The following is a 20,794-nucleotide window of genomic DNA, read 5'->3' as shown; positions in this document are numbered from 1 at the left end:
TACCGCCCCCGCACCACTCCCATACCCCGAACCACGATTCCGGCCCTGACCGGCACCGGGCCCCGACTGCCCACCCGAATCCGCCCCCGCACCACTCCCATACTCCGAACCACGATTCCGGCCCTGCCCAGCACCCGGCCCCGACTGCCCACCCGAATCCGCCCCCGCACCACTCCCGTACCCCGAACCACGGTTCCGGCCCTGACCGGCACCGGGCCCAGACTGCCCGCCCAAGTCCGCCCCAGAAGCACTCCCGTCCGCCCCCGGCCCCACACCCGCCCCAGGACGCGCCCCCGAGCCCGCCCCCGTTCCCGCGCCACCACCGGCCCCCGCCCCACGCCCCGCTCCCCCGCCGCCCTCGACCCGCACCCCCGCCTCGACCAGTCGGGCTGCCACCACCGCCAAGCGCCCCAGTACCTCCGCCAGGGCGCGCTGTGCGGGCCAGCCCGGGTGGGCGTTGTCGTCGCCGATGTGGGCGGGGATCGGGAGGAGTTCGGTCACCGCGTCGTTCAGGAGGAGGTACTCGGCCCAGAGCGCGCCGCGCGTCCCGCGGGGGCCACGGGGCGCCTCGCCCGCGAGGCGGGCCGCCCGCGCCCGCACCTCGTCCGGCAGCGCGGCCGCCGCCGTGCCCGAGCGCTCGACCTCCTCGGCGATCTCCATGAGCACCGCGCCGAGCAGCAGCCGCGTCTGCGGCGGCCGTTCCACGACCGTCACCGCGGCCCGCAGCCCCTCGCGCAGGTCCGCGACGCTCCGCCGCGCCGTCCACCGCAGGAACAGCGTCTCGCCCAGCTCGGCGAGGATGCCGTCGCGCCCGGGGCCGCCGCGCGACGCCGCGACCGCCGCCTCCAACAGGTCGACCGCGCGGTCGAGTTCACGCGCCTGCCGCTGTCGTGCGTACCGCTCGCGGGCCGCCCGGGCCGCCGCCCGGAGCGCGGCCGCGTCGCCGCCCTCGGGGTCCGGCCCGTCTCCCGCGAGGTCCTTCGGCAGGAAACGTCGCAGGACCTCGCCGGACACCTCGGCGAACGCCCGGAGCCCGGGGTGGTCGGCCTCGGCGCGGGGGCCCGCGGGCTGCACGGGCTCGCCCGCGTCGCCGAGCAGGGCGACCGCCGTGGCGGGGAAGTTGTGCACGCTGCGGCCGAACCGCCGCTCCAGGTAGTCCGAGCAGTGCTTCTGCAGCAGCCGCGCGTCGTCCTGCGCGAGGTGCCCGATGAGCTCCTCCTCGACGCCGTCCAGGAACTGGTAGGCGAGCACCTCGGGGTCGTCGGCCCGCTCGCTGCGCTTCAGGAGCCCGCCGAGGAGCACCTCCGCGAGGACCTCGGGCCCGCTGCCCGCCAGCATGGCGCGCTGCACGAGCTGCATCACCGGCAGGATCGTCGGCACCGCCGACAGATACACGGCGAGCTGCCAGGCCGCGGGCGACGCGGAGCGCCGGAACGCCCGCACCCGCTCCGCCCCGCCGACCTCCTGCCGGGCCCGCACGGGCGCCGATGACGGCCCGTGCTCGGCCTCGGCGAGGCCCGCCGCCGTCTCCAGGGACTGACCGGTCGCACCCGACACCAGTCGGGCCCAGCCCTCGACGGAGGACCGCCGCAGGGCGAGCACCGGCACGGGGATGTGCCGCCGCTGCCGGGCGGCGGGACCGGCGCCCGCCGGTTCGAACTCCAGATGCCCGGCGGGCCCTTCCCACCGGTGCAGACGGCCGCGACCGGCGGGCAGGTGCGTACGCCGCCACATCCGCTGGGGCAGCGGCTGCACCACGGCGACCGGCGCGAGCGAGCCCCACCGGTACAGGAGCCGCTGCATCCGTCCGGCACGCCACATCGGCCCCGCGCAGTCGCTGAGGACGAGGGTGAGCCTGCTGCCCGTGGGGTCGCTCAGGCGTCCGGGGTTCTGGAGGGCGGCGCCCGGGCGGGCCGTCGCCGCGTATCCGGGGAGCCCGTCGTCGCCCTCGTGGAGGAACTGCACCTGCACCTCGCGGAACGCCCCGGACCGCTCGCACACATGGCGTAATTCGCCGAGTGCCTGCTCCCACACGACCGTCGAGGTCGACAGGTCCATCACGAGCAGGAGCCGGGCCTCGCGCCGCCGGGCGTGCCGCAGCACGGGGACGACGAGGCCGGTGTCGGCGGCCCGCTCGGCCGTGGCCGGTTCGTCGAGGTCGCGGGGCACGGGACGCACCGGCGGCCGGTACCGCTGCAGGGGCCGCAGCGCGCGCTGCAGGGCGAGCGGGTCGGGCAGCACGGCGGCGGCGGGCACCTGCACGGGGACGCCGCCCGGCCGTTCGGGGCCGCCGCCGTCCTGGACGGGCACGACGAGTCGGGCCCGGGGCGCGAGTGCGGGCGGCTTGCGCGGTGCGGGGGCGGGCGGGGCGGGTGCGGGGTGCGGCGCGGCTTCTTCCGACGTGCCGAGGGACCCGGTGGGCCGGAGCCGCTCCGGTTCGGCCCGGCCTTCCCCCTCAGGCTCCTCGTCGCGCGCCGCGAGCTGCGCGGCGAGCCACAGCGAGTCCGCGAGCTCCGGCACGGACGGGGCGAGTTCGGCGTCCCGCAGCCGCGCGACGAGCGCCGCGAGCGCATCGCTCACGGCGTCGGCGCGGTGCGGGGCGGCGGTCATGGCGTCACCGGGGCCCGCGGTCCAGGGGCCGCATGAGCAGCCCGGCGATCTCCTCGCGCCGCTCAGGTTGCTGCCGCGCGGCATGCTGGGCGAGGAAGATCGCGTTCAGGAGCTGGTCGGTGGGGCGCAGTGCGCCGTCCGCCTCGGCGTCCGTGAACTGGTCGACGAGGTCGATGTTCGTGTCGTACGCCCCTGTCCCGAAGTGCGCGAGGACCATCGCGGCGAGCCGCTGGTCGCGGGGCGGTTCGAGGTCGAGGGGGACACAGCGGCGCAGCAGCGGTCCCGGGAACTCGCGCTCGCGGTTGCTGGTCAGGACGACGACGGGAAAGGCCCGGCAGCGCACCCGGCCGCGGGTGACGGGCACGCGGCGGCCGTCGTCGGTGAGGACCTGCACGGTCTCCTGTCCTGGCCGGTCGGCGATCCGCTCCAGCTCGGGGATGCCGAACTCGCCCTCCTCCAGGACGTTCAGGAGGTCGTTGGGCAGGTCGATGTCGCTCTTGTCGAGCTCGTCGATGAGCAGCACGCGCGGCCGGTCGGAGGCGATGAGTGCGGTGCCGAGCGGGCCGAGCCGCAGATAGCGGCCGATGTCCTCGGAGTGGTCGCGGCCGAGCTGGTTGTCCTGCAGACGGCCGATCGCGTCGTACGTGTAGAGCCCGTCCTTGAGCTCGCTGCGGCTGACGATGGCCCACTGCAGGACGCGGCCGAGCCCCAGTTCGTACGCGAGGGAGTGCGCGAGGGTGCTCTTGCCCGAGCCGGGTTCGCCGGTGACGAGGAGGGGGCGGCGCAGATAGAGCGCGGCGTTGATGAGTTCGAGGGTCTCGGCGCCCTGCACGGACATGGGGACGTCCGCGTCGCCGAGCCTGCGGCGCGTCGCGGAGTCGACGTCCGGGACGTCGTAGGGCACCGGTGCGGCGTCGAAGGCGCGCCAGGGCGGCGGTCCCGGCAGTCGCCGGATCTTGTCCGGATCCGGACCACCGACGCCTTCGTAGATGAACCATCCGCTCACTGCGTGCTCCTCGTCGACGGTCGGTGGCTGGAACGACTGACCACGGCCTGGCCGACGGGGGCGGCGTGCGCCCACAACGGGCCGTTGGGAATGTACCCACGCGCAGGCCGTTGAACAGTGCTTTCCGGCCAGGGAGTTGGGCGGCGGCGTACGACCGCGCGGACCGCCCTCACGGCGAGTCCGCCGGCATCGTGTCCTCGGGCGGCAGCGGCCGCCGCGGGTCGTCGTACAGGAGTGCGAGAGGTTCCGCCCAGTGCCGGTCGTCCCTGCCGCTGCTGATGTCCTGCCTGATGTGCCGGATGCGGTCCGGGAGTTCGGCCACCGAGCCGAGCCTGCCGAGCAGTTGCGCCACGCCCGCGTGCAGGTCCTCGCAGGTGTCCTGGCAGCCGCGGGTGGCGTGCCCCTCGATGTGCCACAGGACGACGCCGTGCCCGCTGCCGAGGGCCAGCTTCATGGCGTCGCGCCCCACGCCGCGCCCCGCGGGGCGGCACATCACGGGGATCGCGGTGTGCGGCAGCTTCTGGAAGTGCCGGACGTGCGGCCTGCTGTCCCGTTCGGGGACGCGGGCGGGCGCCAGCTCGTGGGCGGCGGCCACCGACCGCCACCGGTCATGCCAGGCGGGGTTGTCCGGATCCGCCCGGCGCGCGAGATCGCGCAGGACGACGCGGCGCTGGGTGCCGAGCCGCTCGGTGGCGTAGAGCTTCGCGATGTCGTCGAACTGCCAGCGGTGCACCTGGGTGTCGAAGTGCTCGGCGGGCAGGGCGAATTCGAGCGGCACGGGCGGGCCCTCGCCGTCCAGCCGGTGCAGGGTCCTGTTCAGGGGCGCGCGCAGGGCCTGGACGAGCTCCCTGGGCAGGAAGCCTTCCCCCGAGTAGTCCTCGGCGGCCATCTCCATGTCACAGCGCCCGAAGTCCCCTTCGTACGTCTCTTCGTCAGCGTGGTCGCCGTGGTCTCCGTGGGTGACCCAGATCTGCCAGTGAAAGCGGGCGGGCGTCACGCTGATGACCGGGTCGAGCAGCACGGTGACCGTGGGGCCCTCGCCGGGGCCGGGGTAGGGCACGGCCGCGCGGTCCGGACCCTCGGGCCCGGGGAGCAGCCCGTCGGGCAGCCGGGCCTCGGTGACCAGGGCGTGCAGATGCGTGCGGTCGTCCTCCCTGAGCCGCTCGGCGACCCACTCCTCCAGCCGCTCCGCGTCGCCGCCGCGGCTGCGGACGTACGCGGCGACGAGCCGCAGGTAGTGCAGGAACGTCAGCGCGTCCTCGGGCAGGGCGCTGTCGTACAGCAGCCCGTGGCCGTCGCGCCAGGTGAGCAGCGCGGGCGCGGCGCCGGGCGGCTTGCGTCCCCGTACCTTGCGCACGATCTTGGCGACGGACGGCGCGGCGCCCGGGTCGGGCAGCCGGGCGAGCAGGGCCAGCGCCCTGCGGCGGTCCCTGGGGGACCACTGGTCGGGCCCAGGCCGCCGCTCCGCCCCCAGCAGGTGCTGCTGTTCGTCGATCCAGTTGTCGCCGGTGATGACGCGCGGGGCCGTGCCGTGCCACCGGTCGTGGGCGGCGGTCACCGTGCGGTAGGCCTCGCCGAACTGGCGCAGCGCGAGCGTCGCGACGGCCATGCCGCCGTCGCGCTCCCTGCGCCGCGACTTGATCAGGCCGACGACGGCGCCGGTGCGCGGGTCGAGCAGCGGGCCGCCCGAGACCCCTTTGGGGAAGGCGATGTCGGGCGCGAAGCGCAGGCCCGCGCCGTCGTCGCGGACGTTGATCTCGGCGTCGGCGCTCCAGGGCTTGGCGCCCGCGCTGCCCTCGTTCCCGTCGGGCCGGTAGCCGTACGCGACGACGTCGCCGAACGGACGTACGGCACGTTCGGCGAGCCACACGCACTCGTGCTCGACGGTGTCGTCGAGGAGCCGGACCAGGGCGAGGTCCTCCTCCGGCGGCACCACGGACCGCTCGTGGTCGCCGATGAGCCAGTGCGCCATGCGGGCGGCGACGGGGATGCCGTCGTTGAGGTCGGTGCCGCGCACGGCGAACGTCCGCTCGCGGTCCCTGGCGAGATGGGGCCGCAGGACGTGGGCGCAGGTCAGCACCCAGCCGGGCGCGACGAAGAACCCGCTGCCCCACATGGCGCCGTCGCCCCCGTCCCGGCCGTCCGTGCTGTCGGCGCTGTCGGCGCCGTCGGCGCCGTCCGCCGCCAGGAGGTGGACGGTGGCGGCCTGCGCGAGGGCGTCGAGGCGGGGGGCGGGCTCAGACATGCGGGGGTGTGGTGCGCTGTCCGTCGGGGCGGGGGGCCGGGGTGGCGTCGGGGACGGGGGCGGCCTGGTCGGCCCCGCTGTCCCGACGCTCCAACTGCCAGGTGAGCGTGACCTGCACCGACGCCTTGGCCTCGCCCTCGGCGAGCACGGCGATCACCTTGCCGGGCTTGGCGCTGAGCTCCACGCCGAAGGTGACGCTGGCCTCGTCGGGCTTGGCGGCGGCGGCCGCGTCGAGCACGGAGGCGCCGACCCCGCGGATCAGCTCCCCGAGCTCCTCGACCCTGGCGACGGCGGTGTCGAGCACGCCGACGTCCTCGTCGTCCTCACCGTGGGCGCCGGACGCACCGATGCGCGCGTGCACGATCTTCCCGCCGGGCAGTTCGATCTGCTGGACGTGTCCCGCCACGGTCCCCCCGCTCTCCGCTGAACTCACCCTTCGCCCTCGTCACTTGATCTGCGACGAGGTTAGTGGCCCGCATGGTTGCAGGCGACCCCCGGACGGCGCACGAAACCGGCCAGGTCGGAGGCGTCCGCACACCGAATACGATGAAGCGGGAGCAGCCGCCCCCACGGACCGTCTTCAGGAGCTTGAGTTGTACTTCACCGACCGTGGCATCGAGGAGCTGGAGAAGCGGCGCGGCGAGGAAGAGGTCACTTTCGAGTGGCTCGCCGAGCAGCTCCGTACGTTCGTGGACCTCAACCCCGACTTCGAGGTCCCGGTCGAGCGCCTGGCGACGTGGCTGGCGCGGCTGGACGACGAGGACGAGGACGAGTAGTCACGCGGTGGGGGCAGGGCCGCCCCGCTGAGCCCTGGGTGTCCCACCCCCTGGGCGTTCCGCTGGGCCCTAGACGCCCCGCACCCGGTCGTACGCGAGCCCCGCCGCCCCCTGCACCACCAGCAGCGCCGCCGCCGCGCCCCAGCCCGCGCTGCGCCGCCGCAGCGCCCATGCCGCCAGGGGCAGGCCCACGGCGAGCTGGGCCGCCGCCAGGGCCCTTGCTCTGGGGCCGCGCACCCAGGGGCCCAGCGGGCCCTTGTCGACCGCTTCGAACTCCGCGCGGACCGCGTCCCGCCATCCGGGCCACTCGACCGACCGCACACCTTGCTGGATGCGTGCCACCTCGCGCAGGCGGTCCGCCGGTTCGCCGGGGCTCAGGCCGGGCGGCAGGGTGAGGCCCGTGCGGGTGAGGACGGCGAGGAGTCCGAGCATCCTGGCGCGCGCGTCCGCCTCCGTGTCGGGGCGGGCCAGCGCTTCCAGGGACTGCATGTCCAGGACGGGGTCGAGGCCGAGCCGGGCGGCGAACGTACGCATCGCCTCGTCCTCGCCGAGAGGCGTCCCGTTCGCGAGCCATTCGTATCCGACCGTCCGCCGGAACCCCGCCGCGAGGGTGTAGCCGGAGCGGTCGCCGTCCCACCAGAGCGCGAGCACGGGCCATGCCGAGCCGACGGCGAGCGCGGTGGCCCACCCGGTGAGCACCCGGTCGACGGGCTCCCCGCCGTGCAGCCACGGCTTGCTCTCGGGCACCAGCACGCTCCAGCCGGGACCGGCCTCCGCGAGCAGCATCCGCTCGCGGAGCAGCTGGACCGCGATCTCGACGACATCGGGCTCGGCCCGGCAGAGCAGCAGCGCACCGGAGGAAGCATCGGACGACATGAGCCCCACGCTAGGACAGATCTGTTCAATCGGCTCATAATCCACCTTCTCGGCGGACTTCTTGACTTCCTGGATCCGCGATATATCGTGAATGGGAGAGGACGCGATATGGCGCGTCCCATCCGGCCCGCCCAGGAGGTCAGCTCATGTCGGAGTGGTCCGTCGCCGAGCCCGTGAAGCTCACGTTCGACGCCCCCGTGACCGCGCTCCACGTCCGCATAGTCAACGGAACGGTGAACGTGGTGGGCACGGACGAGGGTTCCGCCCGTCTGGAGGTCACCGAGATCGACGGGCCGCCCCTCCGGGTGACCCAGGAGCACGGCACGCTCACCGTCGCCTATGAGGACCTTCCCTGGAAGGGCTTCCTCAAGTGGCTCGACCGCAAGGGCTGGCGCCGCAGCGCGGTCGTCTCGCTCGCCGTGCCCGCCACGACCCGCGTCGAGGTGGGCGTCGTCGGCGCGGGCGCCGTGGTCTCCGGCATCGAGGGGCGCGCGGAGGTGAAGGGCGTCACCGGCGACACGACACTGCTCGGCCTCGCGGGCACGGTCCGCGCGGACACGGTCTCCGGGAACGTCGAGGCGCAGGGCGTCACCGGCGACCTCCGCTTCAGCTCCGTGTCCGGCGGCCTCACGGTCGTCGAGGCCGCGGGCCCCTGTGTGCGGGCCGACTCCGTCAGCGGCTCGATGATCGTGGACCTCGATCCGACGGCCGCCCCGACCGAGCTCGCCCTGACGAGCGTCTCGGGCGAGATCGCGATCCGGCTCCCGCATCCGGCGGACGCGGAGGTCGAGGTGGACACGGCGAGCGGATCGGTGTCGAACGCCTTCGAGGACCTGCGGGTCGGGGGCCAGTGGGGCGCCAAGCGGATCACGGGGCGGCTGGGCGCGGGCCGCGGACGGCTCAGGGCGACGACCGTCTCCGGATCCATCGCGCTCCTGCGCAGGCCGCAGATGGAGGAAAATCCTCTCTACGACGATGGAGCCGACGGGGCCGACGGGGCTGACAGGGCCGTCGAGGCCGACGAGGCCCCCGACATCCCCGAGGTCCCCCTGGACGTCCCCCCGGCGGACGCCGACCCGACCGACAAGAAGGTGCTCTGAAATGCCCCCGGTGTTCGCCCACGGCCGCCTGCGCCTGTACCTGCTCAAGCTGCTCGACGAGGCCCCCCGCCACGGCTACGAGGTGATCAGGCTCCTGGAAGAGCGCTTCCACGGGCTGTACGCACCCTCCGCGGGCACCGTCTACCCCCGCCTCGCCAAGCTGGAGGCCGAGGGCCTGGTCACCCACACCACCGAGGGCGGCCGCAAGGTCTACGCCATCACGGAAGCGGGCCGCGCCGAGCTGGCCGGACGCAGCGGCGAGCTGGCCGACCTCGAGCTGGAGATCCGCGAGTCGGTCGCCGAGCTCGCCGCCGAGATCCGCGACGGCGTGCAGGGCGCCGCCGGCGAGCTGCGCCGCGAGATGCGGGCCGCCGCCAAGGAGGCCCTCGCCCCGGACGGTTCGGAGAACTGGCACCAGACGAAGGAGGAGTTCAAGCGCGCCAAGCAGGGCTGGAAGGAGCAGGCACGGCGCGCGAAGGACGAGAGCCGCCGGGCCCGCGAGGAGGCCCAGCGCGCCCGCCGCCAGGCCAAGGACGCACAGGACCAGGCGAACGCCCAGGCCCGGCAGGCCCAGGCGGAGGCCCAGCGCATCGTCAAGCGTGTGCAGGACCAGGTGCAGGACCACTTCACGCGCGGTGACTGGCCGACGGGACTGCGGGAGGGCCTCTCCGAACTGGCCAAGGAGTTCGGCGAGTTCGGCACGCGGTTCGGGAAGGACTTCGGCACGGGCTTCGGCACCCGTCCCGAGAACACCGCCGCCGCCCCCGGGACCGGCACGGGACCGGACGCCGGAGCCGCCGCCCCGGCCGCGGACACCGGAACGGCCACCGCCACCGACGAGCCCGCGTTCAGCCCCGCCCGCGAGGACCTCCCCGTGGAGTACGCGCCGGACTGGGCGCCGGACTGGGCTCAAGAGGACGCCACCGGTGACCCCGGCCGGGACCTCGACCGCCTCCTGGACCGCTTCCGCGACGACATCCGCGACGCGGCCCGGGACAACGGAGTGACGGAAGCCCAGCTCCGTGAGGCACGCCGCCATCTCTCCCAGGCGGCGGCGCACATCGGCGCGGCCCTGCGCGCCCCGGCCCCGGGGAGCTGAGCCCACAGGCCCCGGGAAGCCGACGCCGACGCCGACGCGCGAAGGTCAGACCTCCAGCACGATCTTGCCGAACTGCTCGCCGGACTCCAGCCGCTCGAAGCCCTCCCGGGCCCGGTCCAGGGGCAGGATCTCGTCGACCACGGGCCGCACACCCGTGGCCGCGCAGAAGGCCAGCAGGTCCTCCAGCTCGTCCTTGGTGCCCATGGTCGAGCCGACGATCTTCAGCTCCAGGAAGAAGACGCGGGTGAGCTCCGCGTGCGAGGGGCGGTCGCCGCTGGTCGCCCCCGAGATGACCAGCGAGCCGCCGGGCTTCAGCGACTTCACCGAGTGGGACCAGGTCGCCGCGCCCACCGTCTCGATGACCGCGTCCACCCGCTGCGGGAGCCGCGCGCCCGCCTCGACCGCCTCCACCGCGCCCAGCTCCAGCGCCCGCTTCCGCTTGGCCTCGTCCCGGCTGGTCGCGAAGACCCGCAGGCCCGCCGCCTTGCCGAGCACGATCGCGGCCGTGGCGACACCGCCGCCCGCGCCCTGCACGAGGACCGAGTCACCGGGCCGTACACCGGCGTTGGTGAACAGCATGCGGTACGCGGTCAGCCATGCGGTCGGCAGGCAGGCCGCCTCCGCGAAGGACAGCTCCTTCGGCTTGGGCAGCACGTTCCAGGTGGGGACGGCCACGCGCTCGGCGAAGGTGCCCTGGTACTTCTCCGTGAGGATGGAGCGGCCCTCGCGGGGCCCGACGCCGTGCCCCGACTGCCCGATGACGGAGTGGAGCACCACCTCGTTCCCGTCCTCGTCGATCCCGGCGGCATCGCAGCCGAGGATCATGGGCAGCTTGTCCTCGCCGAGGCCGACCCCGCGCAGCGACCACAGGTCGTGGTGGTTGAGGGAGGCGGCCCTGACGTTCACGGTCGACCAGCCGGAGCGCGCCTCTGGGGCGGGCCGCTCCCCCAACTCGAGGCCGTCGAGCGGCTGGTCACGGTCGATACGGGCGGCGTAGGCAGCGAACATGAGGCGACCCTAGGCGCGACCGGCGCCCCGGCGGAACCACGGACGACTGTGACACGCACCGCGCCCCCCGCCGCACGAACGTGCACGGCAGGGGGCGCGTCGGTACGCATGAGCCCTTGATCAGCTCCGGGCGACACCCTCCGCGCGGGCGGCAGCGGCGACCGCCGCCGTCACGGCCGGAGCGACCCGCTCGTCGAACGGCGAGGGGATCACGTACTCCGCGGAGAGCTCGTCCCCGACGACGTCCGCGAGGGCGTCGGCGGCGGCGATCTTCATGCCCTCGGTGATGCGGGAGGCCCGCACCTGGAGCGCGCCCGCGAAGATGCCGGGGAAGGCGAGCACGTTGTTGATCTGGTTCGGGTAGTCCGAGCGCCCGGTCGCCACCACGGCCGCGTACTTGTGCGCGACGTCGGGGTGGACCTCGGGGTTCGGGTTGGCCATGGCGAACACGAACGCGTTCGGCGCCATGGAGGCGACGGCCGGCTCCGGGACGGTGCCGCCGGAGACGCCGATGAACACGTCGGCGCCGTCGAGCGCGGCCTCCAGCGAACCGCTGATCCCGGCCTTGTTGGTCAGCTCGGCGAGCTCCCGCTTGACCGGGGTGAGGTCGTCCCGGTCCCGGCTCACGATGCCCTTGCGGTCCGCGACCGCCACGTCGCCGAGCCCCGCCTCGAGGAGGAACTTGGCGATGGCGACCCCGGCCGCACCGGCACCGGAGATGACGGCCCGCAGCTCACCGAGCGTGCGCCCGGTCAGCTTCGCCGCATTCCGCAGCGCGGCCAGCGTCACGACGGCGGTGCCGTGCTGGTCGTCGTGGAAGACGGGGATGTCGAGCCGCTCCTGGAGCTTGCGCTCGATCTCGAAGCACCGCGGCGCCGAGATGTCCTCCAGGTTGACGCCGCCGAACGACGGGGCGAGGCGCACCACCGTCTCGACGATCTCGTCGGCGTCCGTCGTCGCGAGCGCGATCGGCACCGCGTCCACGCCGCCGAACTGCTTGAACAGAATGGCCTTGCCCTCCATCACGGGGAGGGAGGCCTCGGGCCCGATGTCCCCGAGACCGAGCACGGCGGTCCCGTCGGTCACCACGGCGACGACATTCGACTTCCACGTGTAGTCGTGGACGAGCTCCGGCTGCTCGGCGATCGCGCTGCACACTTTCGCGACGCCGGGCGTGTACGCCAGGGACAGGTCGTCCTTGTCGCGGACCGGCACGGTGGCCTGCACGGCCATCTTGCCGCCACGGTGCAGCGCAAACGCCGGATCGAAGGGCTCGGCCGCACCCGCGGGGCCCTCGTGATCCGTACTGCTGTCGCTGCGAGGATTGATGATCTCCGCTGCCACTTGTCTGACCCCTTAAGTCTTATTCATCAGTTGAGGGTGTCCACTCCCGGTTGAGAAGTGGGCGGGCACCGCGTCCGTGCCCCACCTGTCGGCGGGGGGAGGTACGGACACGCGGGCGCGCCGCACACGCGCCCTGGGCCCCGGATGAGGGGTGTAGCCAACCTTTGTACCCGAAGGCGGTGGGCACGGGCGAGTGACATTGGTTGCAGCATGCTCAGCAGAAGTCCCTGGAGGGCGGGACGAGTGTCACTGGGGGAAAGCGGAAGGAAAAGAGATCCATTCGGCGCCGCCCGAACCGTTCGTGGATCTTCCCCGAACAACCGGATGTCCGTATTCTCCGGATAGCGCATTTCATGGCGCATTCAGGAACCGAACGGTCCACATCGCGAGATTCACCGGAAATATCTCGGTTAACGACGATTCGCTCCGACCCCTTTACGCCCCTGCCGTACCGGGATGGTGCGATTCGAGGCTCGCTCGTTATCCGATTTTGACATCTCCGGCACCCAGAATCGGACGGTCCGAATGGCAAGATGCCGTCATCACACGAGGTCGCGACACCCGAAGGTGTGTGCCCGACCCATCGGCAACTCCCTCATCCGCCGGAGGACCCACCATGACCGCCAGCTCCATTTGTCGTAAGACCGCAGGCAAGTCCGCGAAGTCCCGGATTGCCGCGGTCGGCACGATCGCGGTCGTCGGCTCGCTGCTGCTTTCCGGCTGCGGCGACCAGACCAACGACAAGGAGAGCGACTCGGTCAGCAATGCCCCGCTCGCCGACAAGCTGCCCGATGACATCCGCGCCCAGGGCGTCATCAAGGTCGGGTCCGACATCGCCTACCCGCCGGTCGAGTTCAAGGACAAGTCCGGCAACACCGTCGGTATCGACCCCGACCTGGGCGAGGCGCTGGGCAAGCAGCTCGGTGTGAAGTTCGAGTTCGAGAACGGCACCTTCGACACCCTCCTCGGCGGCCTGCGCTCCAAGCGCTACCAGGTCGCGATGTCGGCCATGACGGACACCAAGAACCGTCAGGAAGGCATCGACGAAGAGAACGGCAAGAAGGTCGGCACCGGCGTCGACTTCGTCGACTACTTCACGGCGGGCGTCTCGATCTACACCAAGAAGGGCGACGACCAGGGCATCAAGACCTGGGCCGACCTCTGCGGCAAGAAGATCGTCGTCCAGCGCGGCACCGTCTCGCACGACCTGGCCAAGGCCGAGTCGAAGAAGTGCAAGGGCGGCAAGAAGATCGCGATCGAGCAGTTCGACAACGACCAGCAGGCCCAGACCCGACTGCGCTCCGGCGGCGCCGACGCGGGTTCGTCCGACTTCCCGGTGGCCGCGTACGCGGTGAAGATCTCGGGCGGCGGCAAGGACTTCCAGCTGGTCGGCGAGCAGGTCGAGGCGGCGCCGTACGGCATCGCCGTCTCCAAGAAGAACCCCGAGCTGCGTGACGCGATCAAGGCGGCCCTCGACGCGATCATCAAGAACGGCGACTACGAAAAGATCATCAAGAAGTGGGGTGTCGAGGAAGGCGCGGTCAAGGAAGCCGTGGTCAACGGCGGCAAGTGACCCCCTCCCCTTCCCTCCCAGTCGCTGAAAGGCCACTCACGTGACCCCCGACATCTCCAAGAAGGGCCCGGAGGACGACGTCCCCACGGCCCGCCCGGCGGAGGCCATCAAGGCCATCCCGGTCCGGCACTTCGGCCGCTACATCGCCGCGGTCCTGACGATCGGCGTACTCGCCGCGATCGTCTACGCCTTCTCGCAGGGCGACATCAACTGGGGCGCGATCCCCGACAACTTCTTCGACGAGCGCATCCTCAAGGGTGTCCGCGAGACGCTGATCCTCACCTTCCTCTCGATGCTCATCGGCGTCGTCGGCGGTGTGCTCCTCTCGATCATGCGCCTGTCGAAGAACCCGGTGACCTCGTCGATCGCCTGGTTCTACATCTGGTTCTTCCGCGGCACGCCGGTCCTGGTCCAGCTCTTCGTCTGGTTCAACCTCGGCTTCGTCTTCGACTACATCAACCTCGGCCCGATCTACAAGGACGAGTGGTCGGACTTCATGACGCCGTTCCTGACGGCGCTCCTCGGTCTTGGCCTCAACGAGGCCGCGTACATGGCGGAGATCTGCCGCGCCGGTCTGCTCTCGGTCGACGAGGGCCAGACCGAGGCGTCGCACGCGCTCGGCATGAGCCACGGCAAGACGCTGCGCCGCGTCGTGCTGCCGCAGGCGATGCGCGTCGTCGTGCCGCCGACGGGCAACGAGTTCATCAACATGCTGAAGACGACGTCGCTGGTCGCCGCCGTCCAGTACTACGAGCTCCTCAAGTACGCCCAGGACATCGGTACCTCGTCCGGCGCCACGGTCGAGACGCTGCTGCTCGCCGCCTGCTGGTACCTGATCATGACGTCGATCCTCAGCGTCGGACAGTACTACCTGGAGCGGTACTACTCCCGCGGCTCGTCCCGCACCCTGCCGGACACCCCCTTCCAGAAGATCAAGGCCAATATGTTGTCGCTGGGCAACCGCGCGGGAGGTGTCCGCTGATGACCGCCATGGTGAAGTCCGAGGGCGTGCACAAGTCCTTCGGCAGTGTCGAGGTGCTCAAGGGCATCGACCTCGAGGTCAAGTCGGGTGAGGTCTTCTGCCTGATCGGCCCGTCCGGTTCCGGCAAGTCGACCTTCCTGCGCTGCATCAACCACCTGGAGAAGATCAACGCCGGGCGGCTGTACGTCGACGGGGAGCTGGTCGGCTACCGGCAGAAGGGGGACAAGCTGTACGAGCTCAAGGACAGCGAAGTCGCCCTGAAGCGCCGGGACATCGGCATGGTCTTCCAGCGCTTCAACCTGTTCCCGCACATGACGGCGCTGGAGAACGTCATGGAGGCGCCGGTCCAGGTCAAGGGCATCGCCAAGGCCGAGGCGCGGGAGCGCGCCGGTCAGCTCCTGGAGCGCGTCGGCCTCGCCGACAAGGCGGGCAACTACCCCTCGCAGCTCTCCGGCGGCCAGCAGCAGCGCGTGGCGATCGCCCGCGCGCTGGCGATGGACCCGAAGCTGATGCTGTTCGACGAGCCGACGTCGGCGCTCGACCCCGAGCTGGTCGGTGACGTCCTCGACGTGATGCGCGACCTCGCGGAGTCCGGCATGACGATGATCGTCGTCACGCACGAGATGGGCTTCGCCCGCGAGGTCGGCGACAGCCTCGTCTTCATGGACGAGGGCGTCGTGGTCGAGTCGGGCCACCCGCGCGAGGTGCTGACGAACCCGCGGCACGAGCGGACGCAGTCGTTCCTGTCGAAGGTCCTGTAGCGCTCCACCGGGTGAGCCGCATACCGAAGGGGCCGGTACGGAATCCGTACCGGCCCCTTCGGCGTGCCCTGTCCGGGCGCACGGTGCGCTACTTCAGGCCCAGGACCAACGCGTCCGAGGGCGAGCCCCACACGGAGCGGGCCTCCGCGAACCCGGCCTCGCGCAGAGTGCGGGCGTGCCACTCGGCGGAGGGGGTGTCGCCGTCCGCGTGCTCGCCGTAGATCTCGAACCGCTTGGCGGTGGGCCCGGCGAGGACCGGGTCCTTGGCGGCGAGCTGCCACCACTCCTTCCAGTCCAGGGCGCCCTCGGCCTTGGCGCGGTCCATCCGCAGGTGGCGGTGGGCGCTCTCGGCGGCGTTGATCCGCGGGGTCGCGGGGTCGGGCATGTGGTCGGCGTTCATGAAGACGCCGCCGTCCCTGACGACTCCGGCGACCTGGCCGTAGAGCGTGGCGAGCGGCTCGCTGAAGAGCCAGTGCAGCGCGGTGGCGGTCAGCACGGCGTCGTACGAGTCGTGCGGCAGCGCGGCGGTCCAGTCGGGGTCCTTCAGGTCGGCGGTGACGAAGGTGACCCGGTCGTCCCCGGCGAAGGTGCCCTCGGCGATGGTGAGCAGCGCGGGGTCGAGGTCGACGCCGACGCTGGTCGCGTCCGGGAACCTCTTGAGCAGCCGGTCCGTAATACTTCCCGTACCGCATGCCAGATCCAGGACGCGCGGTGCGGTGCCGACCACGGCCTCGACCATGTCGAGCATGATCTGGAACCGCTCCTCGCGGTCGGGCAGGTACCACTGCTGCTGCCGGTCCCAGCTGTCCTGCCAGGCGCGCCAGTCGGCGCCGAGCGCGGCGGCGGCCTCGGTACCGGTCCCCGTTTCCGTCATCAGAACCCCTCCACTACGTAATACCCTAGAACGGCAAGCGGTCATTACTGGCCGACGAGATGACCATAGCCCGCCCTCGTAAGGACTACAAGTGGAACTGGCCTATTACTCGGACTACGCCGTACGCCTGGTCAACAGCGAGGAACCAGGCCGCAACAAGGACGTGCTGACGACCGTCGAGGCGATCAGGGACCTGTTCGGGCCGAGCACGCAGATGGCCCGCCGCGCCACGGACTCCGACGTCACGCGCTTCCGGTCCGTACGGGCCAGGCTGCGGGCGGTCTTCGAAGCGGCCGACGGCGGCGACGAGACGCTCGCGGTCGACCTGCTGAACTCACTGCTCCTGGAGTTCCCCGTCAGCCCGCAGATCTCGGGCCACGACCACCGGGACGACGACGACCGCCCGCTGTGGCACCTGCACCTGGCGGACCACCCCTCGAACGCGACGGCGGGGTACGCCGCGATCGCCGCGATGGGCCTCGCCTTCCACCTCACCGAGCACGGCGTGGACCGCCTCGGCCTGTGCGAGGCGCCGCCGTGCCGCAACGCCTACCTCGACACGTCCACGAACCGCTCCCGGCGCTACTGCTCGGACCGCTGCGCGACCCGGGCCAACGTCGCCGCCTACCGCGCCCGCAAACGCCTGGAGACGGAGCGCTCCGCCAGCACCGGGCGCGCCGCGCCCAGCGCCCAGCGCGCCAGCGCCAACGGCGAGCGGCGGCCCGGCGCGGGCGGCCGGTAGCGGAACCGGACCTTCCCGAGGACGAGTTCCTCGGGAACCACTCCGTAGTCCGTGCTGTCGCCGCCCGCGAACGCGTTGTCGCCGAGCACCCACCAGCCGCCCCCGCGCCGCTCCTTGGCCCGCTTGACCACCAACAGGTCCTGCTGGAAGGGGTGGCGCAGGACCACCACGTCACCGGGGCGCACCCGGGCCCCCCAGTGCACGAGCAGCCGGTCCCCGTGATGCAGCGTCGGCACCATCGAAGGGCCGGTCACCTCCGCGGCACCCCACGGCAGGACGGCCCTTCCGTGCTCGCTCTCCTGCGACAGCTCCGGCATCACCGGCACCTCCCCGGTCCTATCCTCCACGAGTCCCAGTCTGACCCTGGACTTTTGTCCTAAGCCCATGGGGGCACTCGCGAAAACGCGTCTCTCACGGAGTAATGTCCCACCTGAGAAGACGATCACGAGGAGGACAGCAACATGCTCACCCGCCTGTTTGCCCCCAAGGTGAAGGTCAGCGCGCACTGCGACCTGCCCTGCGGCGTGTACGACCCGGCCCAGGCCCGCATCGAGGCGGAGTCGGTCAAGGCCGTGCAGGAGAAGATGGCCGCCAACGACGACGCGCACTTCCAGGCGCGCGCCGTGGTCATCAAGGAGCAGCGTGCCGAGCTCGCCAAGCACCACGTCTCGGTGCTGTGGAGCGACTACTTCAAGCCCCCGCACTTCGAGAAGTACCCGGAGCTGCACCAGCTGGTCAACGACGCCCTGAAGGCCCTCTCGGCCGCCAAGGCCTCGACCGACCCGGCCACGGGCCAGAAGGCGCTGGACCACATCGCCCAGATCGACAAGATCTTCTGGGAGACCAAGAAGGCCTGACGCCCCGCGAAACGCGTTCCACCGACAGCACCCGGCATCCGCGCGGAGCCGGGTGCTGTCGTCGTTCCCGGGTGCCGTCGGCGGTCAGGGCCCGTGCGTGCCGCGGGGCCTGGCCAGGCCCAGGTCGTACGCGAGGATCGTGGCCTGGACGCGGTCGCGCAGGCCCAGCTTGCCGAGGAGTGCGTTGACGTGTGACTTCACCGTGCCGGTCGTGACGCCGAGCGCCCCGGCGATCTCGGCGTTCGTGTGGCCCGCGGCCACCAGGGCGAGGACCTCGCGCTCGCGGGGCGTGAGGGACTCCAGGAGTTCGGGCTCCGGGGCGGGGGCCGTGCCCGCGAAGGCGTCGATGAGGCGGCGCGTGACCGTGGGGGCCAGCATCGCCTCGCCGGAGGCGACGATGCGGATGCCCGCGAGGAGTTCCTCGGGCAGCGCGTCCTTCAGGAGGAACCCGGAGGCTCCGGCGCGCAGGGCGTCGTGGACGTAGGCGTCCTGGTCGAAGGTGGTCAGGACCAGCACGCGCGGGGGTGCGGTCACGCCGGGCGCCGACGTGAGCAGCCGGGTCGCCGTCAGGCCGTCCATGCCCGGCATCCGGATGTCCATCAGGACGACGTCCGGGGCGAGATCGGACGCCAGCTGCACGGCACGGGCGCCGTCCTCGGCCTCGGCCACCACCTGGAGGTCCGGTTCCGCGTCGACGATCGCCGCGAATCCCGCGCGGACCACGGCCTGGTCGTCGACGACCATCACTCGGACGGGGGTGTCGCCGGTGGGGTGATCGGTGGTGATGGGGTGCCTCCTCGGCTAGGGCGCCACCGGCTGTGGGAGCGGCCGTGGTTCGTCTGCGTCATCTGCGGCTGCGTCATCTGCGGCTACGGCAGCTGCGGCTACGTCGCCGGGGGCCGTCACCTCGCGCAGCGCGGCCAGCAGGTCGCGCATCGCCGACAGGCCCGCCCGCGCCGCGTCCGCCACGCCGCTCAGGTCGCCCGCCTCGGCCCGCGCGACCACCGCGTCGGCGTGCCGCAGGACTTCGCCGCGCAGTTCCACGGCGATGCGGCGGCGCTCCTCGTGCGCCTCGGCGACCGCCGACCACACGGTGGCCGTCAGCGCATGGTCCTCCCAGGCCCTGACGCGTTCGCGCCGCGTCCGTACGCCCGCGCCGAGGCCCCAGAGCGCGGCCATCGGCAGGAGGAACACCCCGCCGACGATGGCCACCAGGAAGATCATGAGCCCGAAGCCGCCGCCCTTTTCGAGGTCCGCGATGCCGTCGGCCGACGCGAGGGCCAGGGTGGACAGGCACAGCCCGGTGGCCGCCACGCCCAGCGCGGGCCAGGTGGCCCCCGCGGGGCCCGCGAACGCCCCCACGGCGTACACGGCGACGCACTCCGCGATGCCGCCCGCCGCCGCCAGGCACAGGGCCACATCGGGCGACAGCAGCCCGAACGCGAGGCCGAGCGGCGCGAACCAGGCGGTGCCGAGGACCGCGCAGAGCACCGCCCAGGGCGCCCGGCGCCGCCACAGCAGCGGGAGCGCGTGCGCGACGGCGGGGCCGCAGGCCAGGGCGACGGCGGTGGGTTCATCGATGAGGACCGCGAAGACCGGGAGCGTGGCGACGGCGACGGCGACCGCCCCGTCGGACAGGTCCAGGCCGCGCAGGGCACGGTGGCGTACGGTCCGGTGGCCCAGCGCGCCCGTGGCGCCCGGCAGCCTGGCCCGCACCGACCACCCGGGCCCGTCCTGCCGCGCCCCGGCCACGAGCGAGCCGCCGAGCGCACCGGCCCGCTCCCGCATGCCCGCGGTCCCCCGCCCCGACCCGAGCGGCTGCCGTCCCGCGAGCCCGCCGCCCGGCGTCCCGCCCGCCGCCCCGTCGTCCTCGACCGTGACATGGACGGTGTCCTCGGGAGCCTTGGACAGGATGTGGATGCGTACCGTCGCACCGGGGGCGTAGCGGAGCGCGTTCGTGAGGGCCTCGCGGACGATGCCGAAGGCCGCTTCGGCCACCGGGCCCGTCAGCCGCGCCGCCTCCGGTGCCACGGTCACGGCGGGGCGCAGGCCCAGGCGTGCGAAGCCCGCGGCCAGTTCGGTGACGCGGTCCTCCAGGGCGCTCTCGTCGTCCGCCGCCGCGGTCCGCATCAGCGCCACCAGCCGGTGCAGTGCCGCCGCGGTCTCGCGGCCGGTGTCCGCCGCGAACTCCAGCGCCTGTGCGGCCAGTTCCGGCTTGCGGTCGCCGAGCCGCAGGGCGGCGTCCGCGGTGACCACGACCGAGGTGAGGTGGTGGGCGCTCACGTCGTGCAGTTCGCGGGCGAGGCGCTCGCGCTCGGTGACGGCGGCGCGGGCACGCTCGGACTCGGCCCGCGCAAGCTCCCGCGCGGCGGACCGCCGCCCGGCGAGCCAGCGGCGGCGGCTGCGGCCGAGGCCCGCGACGACCAGGAAGAGCACGCAGTTGACCGCGCCCTCACCGACCGCCTCGGTGGCCGAGTCGAACAGCACCGCCGAGCGGCCCGCTTCGCAGAGCGCCAGGCCGGTTGCGACGACGGCGGCCGTCCGCCCGGGGCTGCGCACCGCGACCGAGTACAGGGCGACCAGCAGGCTCAGCGCGTGCAGGAGCGTCGCGTCCTCCGGCAGGGGCAGACAGGCGAGCAGGACGGCCTCGACGGTGAGCGCCGCGGCGACGGGGCGTCGGCGGCGTACGCCGAGCGCCGCGGTGATCACGACCGCGGCGGCGAGCGCCGCCATCAGCTGGCCCGGGCCCACCGGGTCGTCCTCGCGCAGGGTGCGCCCCGGCCAGTAGGCCAGTTGCTGGACCGCCAGCAGGACGGGCAGCAGCCAGTTACGTATTCGCTCCATATCGGGCTCGATGATACGGAGGGGCTCTCTATCCCTGGTTGGAGAGCGTGATCGTGCGGGCGGCCGACGCTTCGGCCGGGCGCGGCAGGAATGCTGG

General features: G+C 72.7%; 19 protein-coding genes. 8 read left to right on the top strand and 11 right to left on the bottom strand.

Annotated features, from left to right (window positions below; all coding sequences use genetic code 11):
* The 4 genes from ABZV77_RS16140 to ABZV77_RS16125 all read right to left on the bottom strand — a co-directional run.
* Positions 1 to 2,610: SAV_2336 N-terminal domain-related protein (locus ABZV77_RS16140; protein WP_356256343.1), on the bottom strand; the 2,610-nt coding region annotated here is incomplete at its 3' end.
* 4 nt (positions 2,611 to 2,614) lie between these two features.
* Entirely contained in the window at positions 2,615 to 3,616 is a 1,002-nt protein-coding gene (locus tag ABZV77_RS16135) for a MoxR family ATPase (protein WP_356256341.1), read from the bottom strand.
* Positions 3,617 to 3,785: 169 nt separating this feature from the next.
* Positions 3,786 to 5,861, bottom strand: coding sequence for a trypsin-like peptidase domain-containing protein (locus ABZV77_RS16130; RefSeq protein WP_356256338.1), 2,076 nt, complete (start codon positions 5,859 to 5,861; stop codon positions 3,786 to 3,788).
* Positions 5,854 to 6,267 carry a CU044_2847 family protein gene (locus ABZV77_RS16125; protein ID WP_356256335.1) on the bottom strand — a complete coding sequence of 138 codons (414 nt, stop codon included), beginning with the start codon at positions 6,265 to 6,267 and terminating at the stop codon, positions 5,854 to 5,856. The genes ABZV77_RS16130 and ABZV77_RS16125 overlap by 8 nt, the downstream gene beginning before the upstream one ends.
* Positions 6,268 to 6,454: 187 nt before the next feature.
* Between ABZV77_RS16125 and ABZV77_RS16120 the strand changes: the two genes are divergently transcribed.
* Positions 6,455 to 6,637: a DUF6104 family protein gene (locus ABZV77_RS16120; protein ID WP_003961784.1), complete on the top strand. Its 183-nt coding sequence runs from the start codon at positions 6,455 to 6,457 to the stop codon at positions 6,635 to 6,637.
* A 69-nt stretch (positions 6,638 to 6,706) separates the two neighbouring features.
* On the opposite strand, the gene ABZV77_RS16115 is transcribed toward ABZV77_RS16120, so the two are convergent.
* A complete protein-coding gene (locus ABZV77_RS16115; RefSeq protein WP_356256333.1) occupies positions 6,707 to 7,513 on the bottom strand; it encodes a hypothetical protein in 807 nt (268 codons plus the stop codon).
* Between the two features lie 146 nt (positions 7,514 to 7,659).
* Here ABZV77_RS16115 and ABZV77_RS16110 point away from each other — a divergent pair, with 146 nt between their 5' ends.
* Positions 7,660 to 8,613, top strand: coding sequence for a DUF4097 family beta strand repeat-containing protein (locus ABZV77_RS16110; protein WP_356256330.1), 954 nt, complete (start codon positions 7,660 to 7,662; stop codon positions 8,611 to 8,613).
* Position 8,614: 1 nt separating this feature from the next.
* Complete coding sequence (locus ABZV77_RS16105; protein ID WP_356256327.1) at positions 8,615 to 9,712, top strand: PadR family transcriptional regulator; 1,098 nt, start codon at positions 8,615 to 8,617, stop codon at positions 9,710 to 9,712.
* 45 nt (positions 9,713 to 9,757) lie between these two features.
* Here the strand turns inward: ABZV77_RS16105 and ABZV77_RS16100 are convergent, their stop codons facing one another.
* Positions 9,758 to 10,720, bottom strand: coding sequence for a zinc-binding dehydrogenase (locus ABZV77_RS16100; RefSeq protein WP_356256324.1), 963 nt, complete (start codon positions 10,718 to 10,720; stop codon positions 9,758 to 9,760).
* 120 nt (positions 10,721 to 10,840) lie between these two features.
* Positions 10,841 to 12,064 carry an NADP-dependent malic enzyme gene (locus ABZV77_RS16095; protein ID WP_356256321.1) on the bottom strand — a complete coding sequence of 408 codons (1,224 nt, stop codon included), beginning with the start codon at positions 12,062 to 12,064 and terminating at the stop codon, positions 10,841 to 10,843.
* A gap of 616 nt (positions 12,065 to 12,680) precedes the next feature.
* On the opposite strand from ABZV77_RS16095, the gene ABZV77_RS16090 reads away from it, so the two are divergent.
* From ABZV77_RS16090 to ABZV77_RS16080, 3 genes are read left to right on the top strand one after another with little or no spacing between them, the layout of a single operon-like run.
* Positions 12,681 to 13,637 carry an ABC transporter substrate-binding protein gene (locus tag ABZV77_RS16090; protein ID WP_356256318.1) on the top strand — a complete coding sequence of 319 codons (957 nt, stop codon included), beginning with the start codon at positions 12,681 to 12,683 and terminating at the stop codon, positions 13,635 to 13,637.
* Between the two features lie 40 nt (positions 13,638 to 13,677).
* Complete coding sequence (locus tag ABZV77_RS16085; RefSeq protein ID WP_356256315.1) at positions 13,678 to 14,619, top strand: amino acid ABC transporter permease; 942 nt, start codon at positions 13,678 to 13,680, stop codon at positions 14,617 to 14,619.
* Positions 14,619 to 15,380, top strand: coding sequence for an amino acid ABC transporter ATP-binding protein (locus ABZV77_RS16080; protein WP_356256312.1), 762 nt, complete (start codon positions 14,619 to 14,621; stop codon positions 15,378 to 15,380). The genes ABZV77_RS16085 and ABZV77_RS16080 overlap by 1 nt, the downstream gene beginning before the upstream one ends.
* An 88-nt stretch (positions 15,381 to 15,468) precedes the next feature.
* On the opposite strand, the gene ABZV77_RS16075 is transcribed toward ABZV77_RS16080, so the two are convergent.
* Entirely contained in the window at positions 15,469 to 16,254 is a 786-nt protein-coding gene (locus tag ABZV77_RS16075) for a methyltransferase domain-containing protein (protein WP_356256309.1), read from the bottom strand.
* Between the two features lie 91 nt (positions 16,255 to 16,345).
* Between ABZV77_RS16075 and ABZV77_RS16070 the strand changes: the two genes are divergently transcribed.
* Positions 16,346 to 16,996, top strand: coding sequence for a CGNR zinc finger domain-containing protein (locus ABZV77_RS16070; RefSeq protein WP_356256306.1), 651 nt, complete (start codon positions 16,346 to 16,348; stop codon positions 16,994 to 16,996).
* Here the strand turns inward: ABZV77_RS16070 and sodX are convergent.
* Positions 16,879 to 17,313: a nickel-type superoxide dismutase maturation protease gene (sodX, locus tag ABZV77_RS16065; protein WP_356257597.1), complete on the bottom strand. Its 435-nt coding sequence runs from the start codon at positions 17,311 to 17,313 to the stop codon at positions 16,879 to 16,881. The two genes, ABZV77_RS16070 and sodX, sit on opposite strands and share 118 nt — an antisense overlap.
* 144 nt (positions 17,314 to 17,457) lie before the next feature.
* Here sodX and sodN point away from each other — a divergent pair, with 144 nt between their 5' ends.
* Positions 17,458 to 17,853 (top strand): superoxide dismutase, Ni, encoded by a 396-nt coding sequence (gene sodN / locus ABZV77_RS16060; RefSeq protein ID WP_356256304.1) that lies wholly within the window; start codon positions 17,458 to 17,460, stop codon positions 17,851 to 17,853.
* A gap of 84 nt (positions 17,854 to 17,937) precedes the next feature.
* Here sodN and ABZV77_RS16055 read toward each other — a convergent pair whose 3' ends face one another.
* Together ABZV77_RS16055 and ABZV77_RS16050 are read right to left on the bottom strand one after the other, a co-directional pair.
* Positions 17,938 to 18,597: a response regulator transcription factor gene (locus ABZV77_RS16055; RefSeq protein ID WP_356256301.1), complete on the bottom strand. Its 660-nt coding sequence runs from the start codon at positions 18,595 to 18,597 to the stop codon at positions 17,938 to 17,940.
* Positions 18,598 to 18,654: 57 nt separating this feature from the next.
* The gene (locus tag ABZV77_RS16050) at positions 18,655 to 20,697 is read right to left on the bottom strand and encodes a histidine kinase (protein WP_356256299.1); all 2,043 of its coding nucleotides are present in this window, start codon (positions 20,695 to 20,697) and stop codon (positions 18,655 to 18,657) included.
* Positions 20,698 to 20,794 lie beyond the last annotated feature (97 nt).

Source organism: Streptomyces sp. NPDC004732, from assembly GCF_040609235.1.
In the GTDB taxonomy this organism is placed as follows: Bacteria; Actinomycetota; Actinomycetes; order Streptomycetales; family Streptomycetaceae; genus Streptomyces.
The sequence above is the reverse complement of the archived record's forward strand: the minus strand, read 5'-3'. Positions and strand labels throughout refer to the sequence as shown.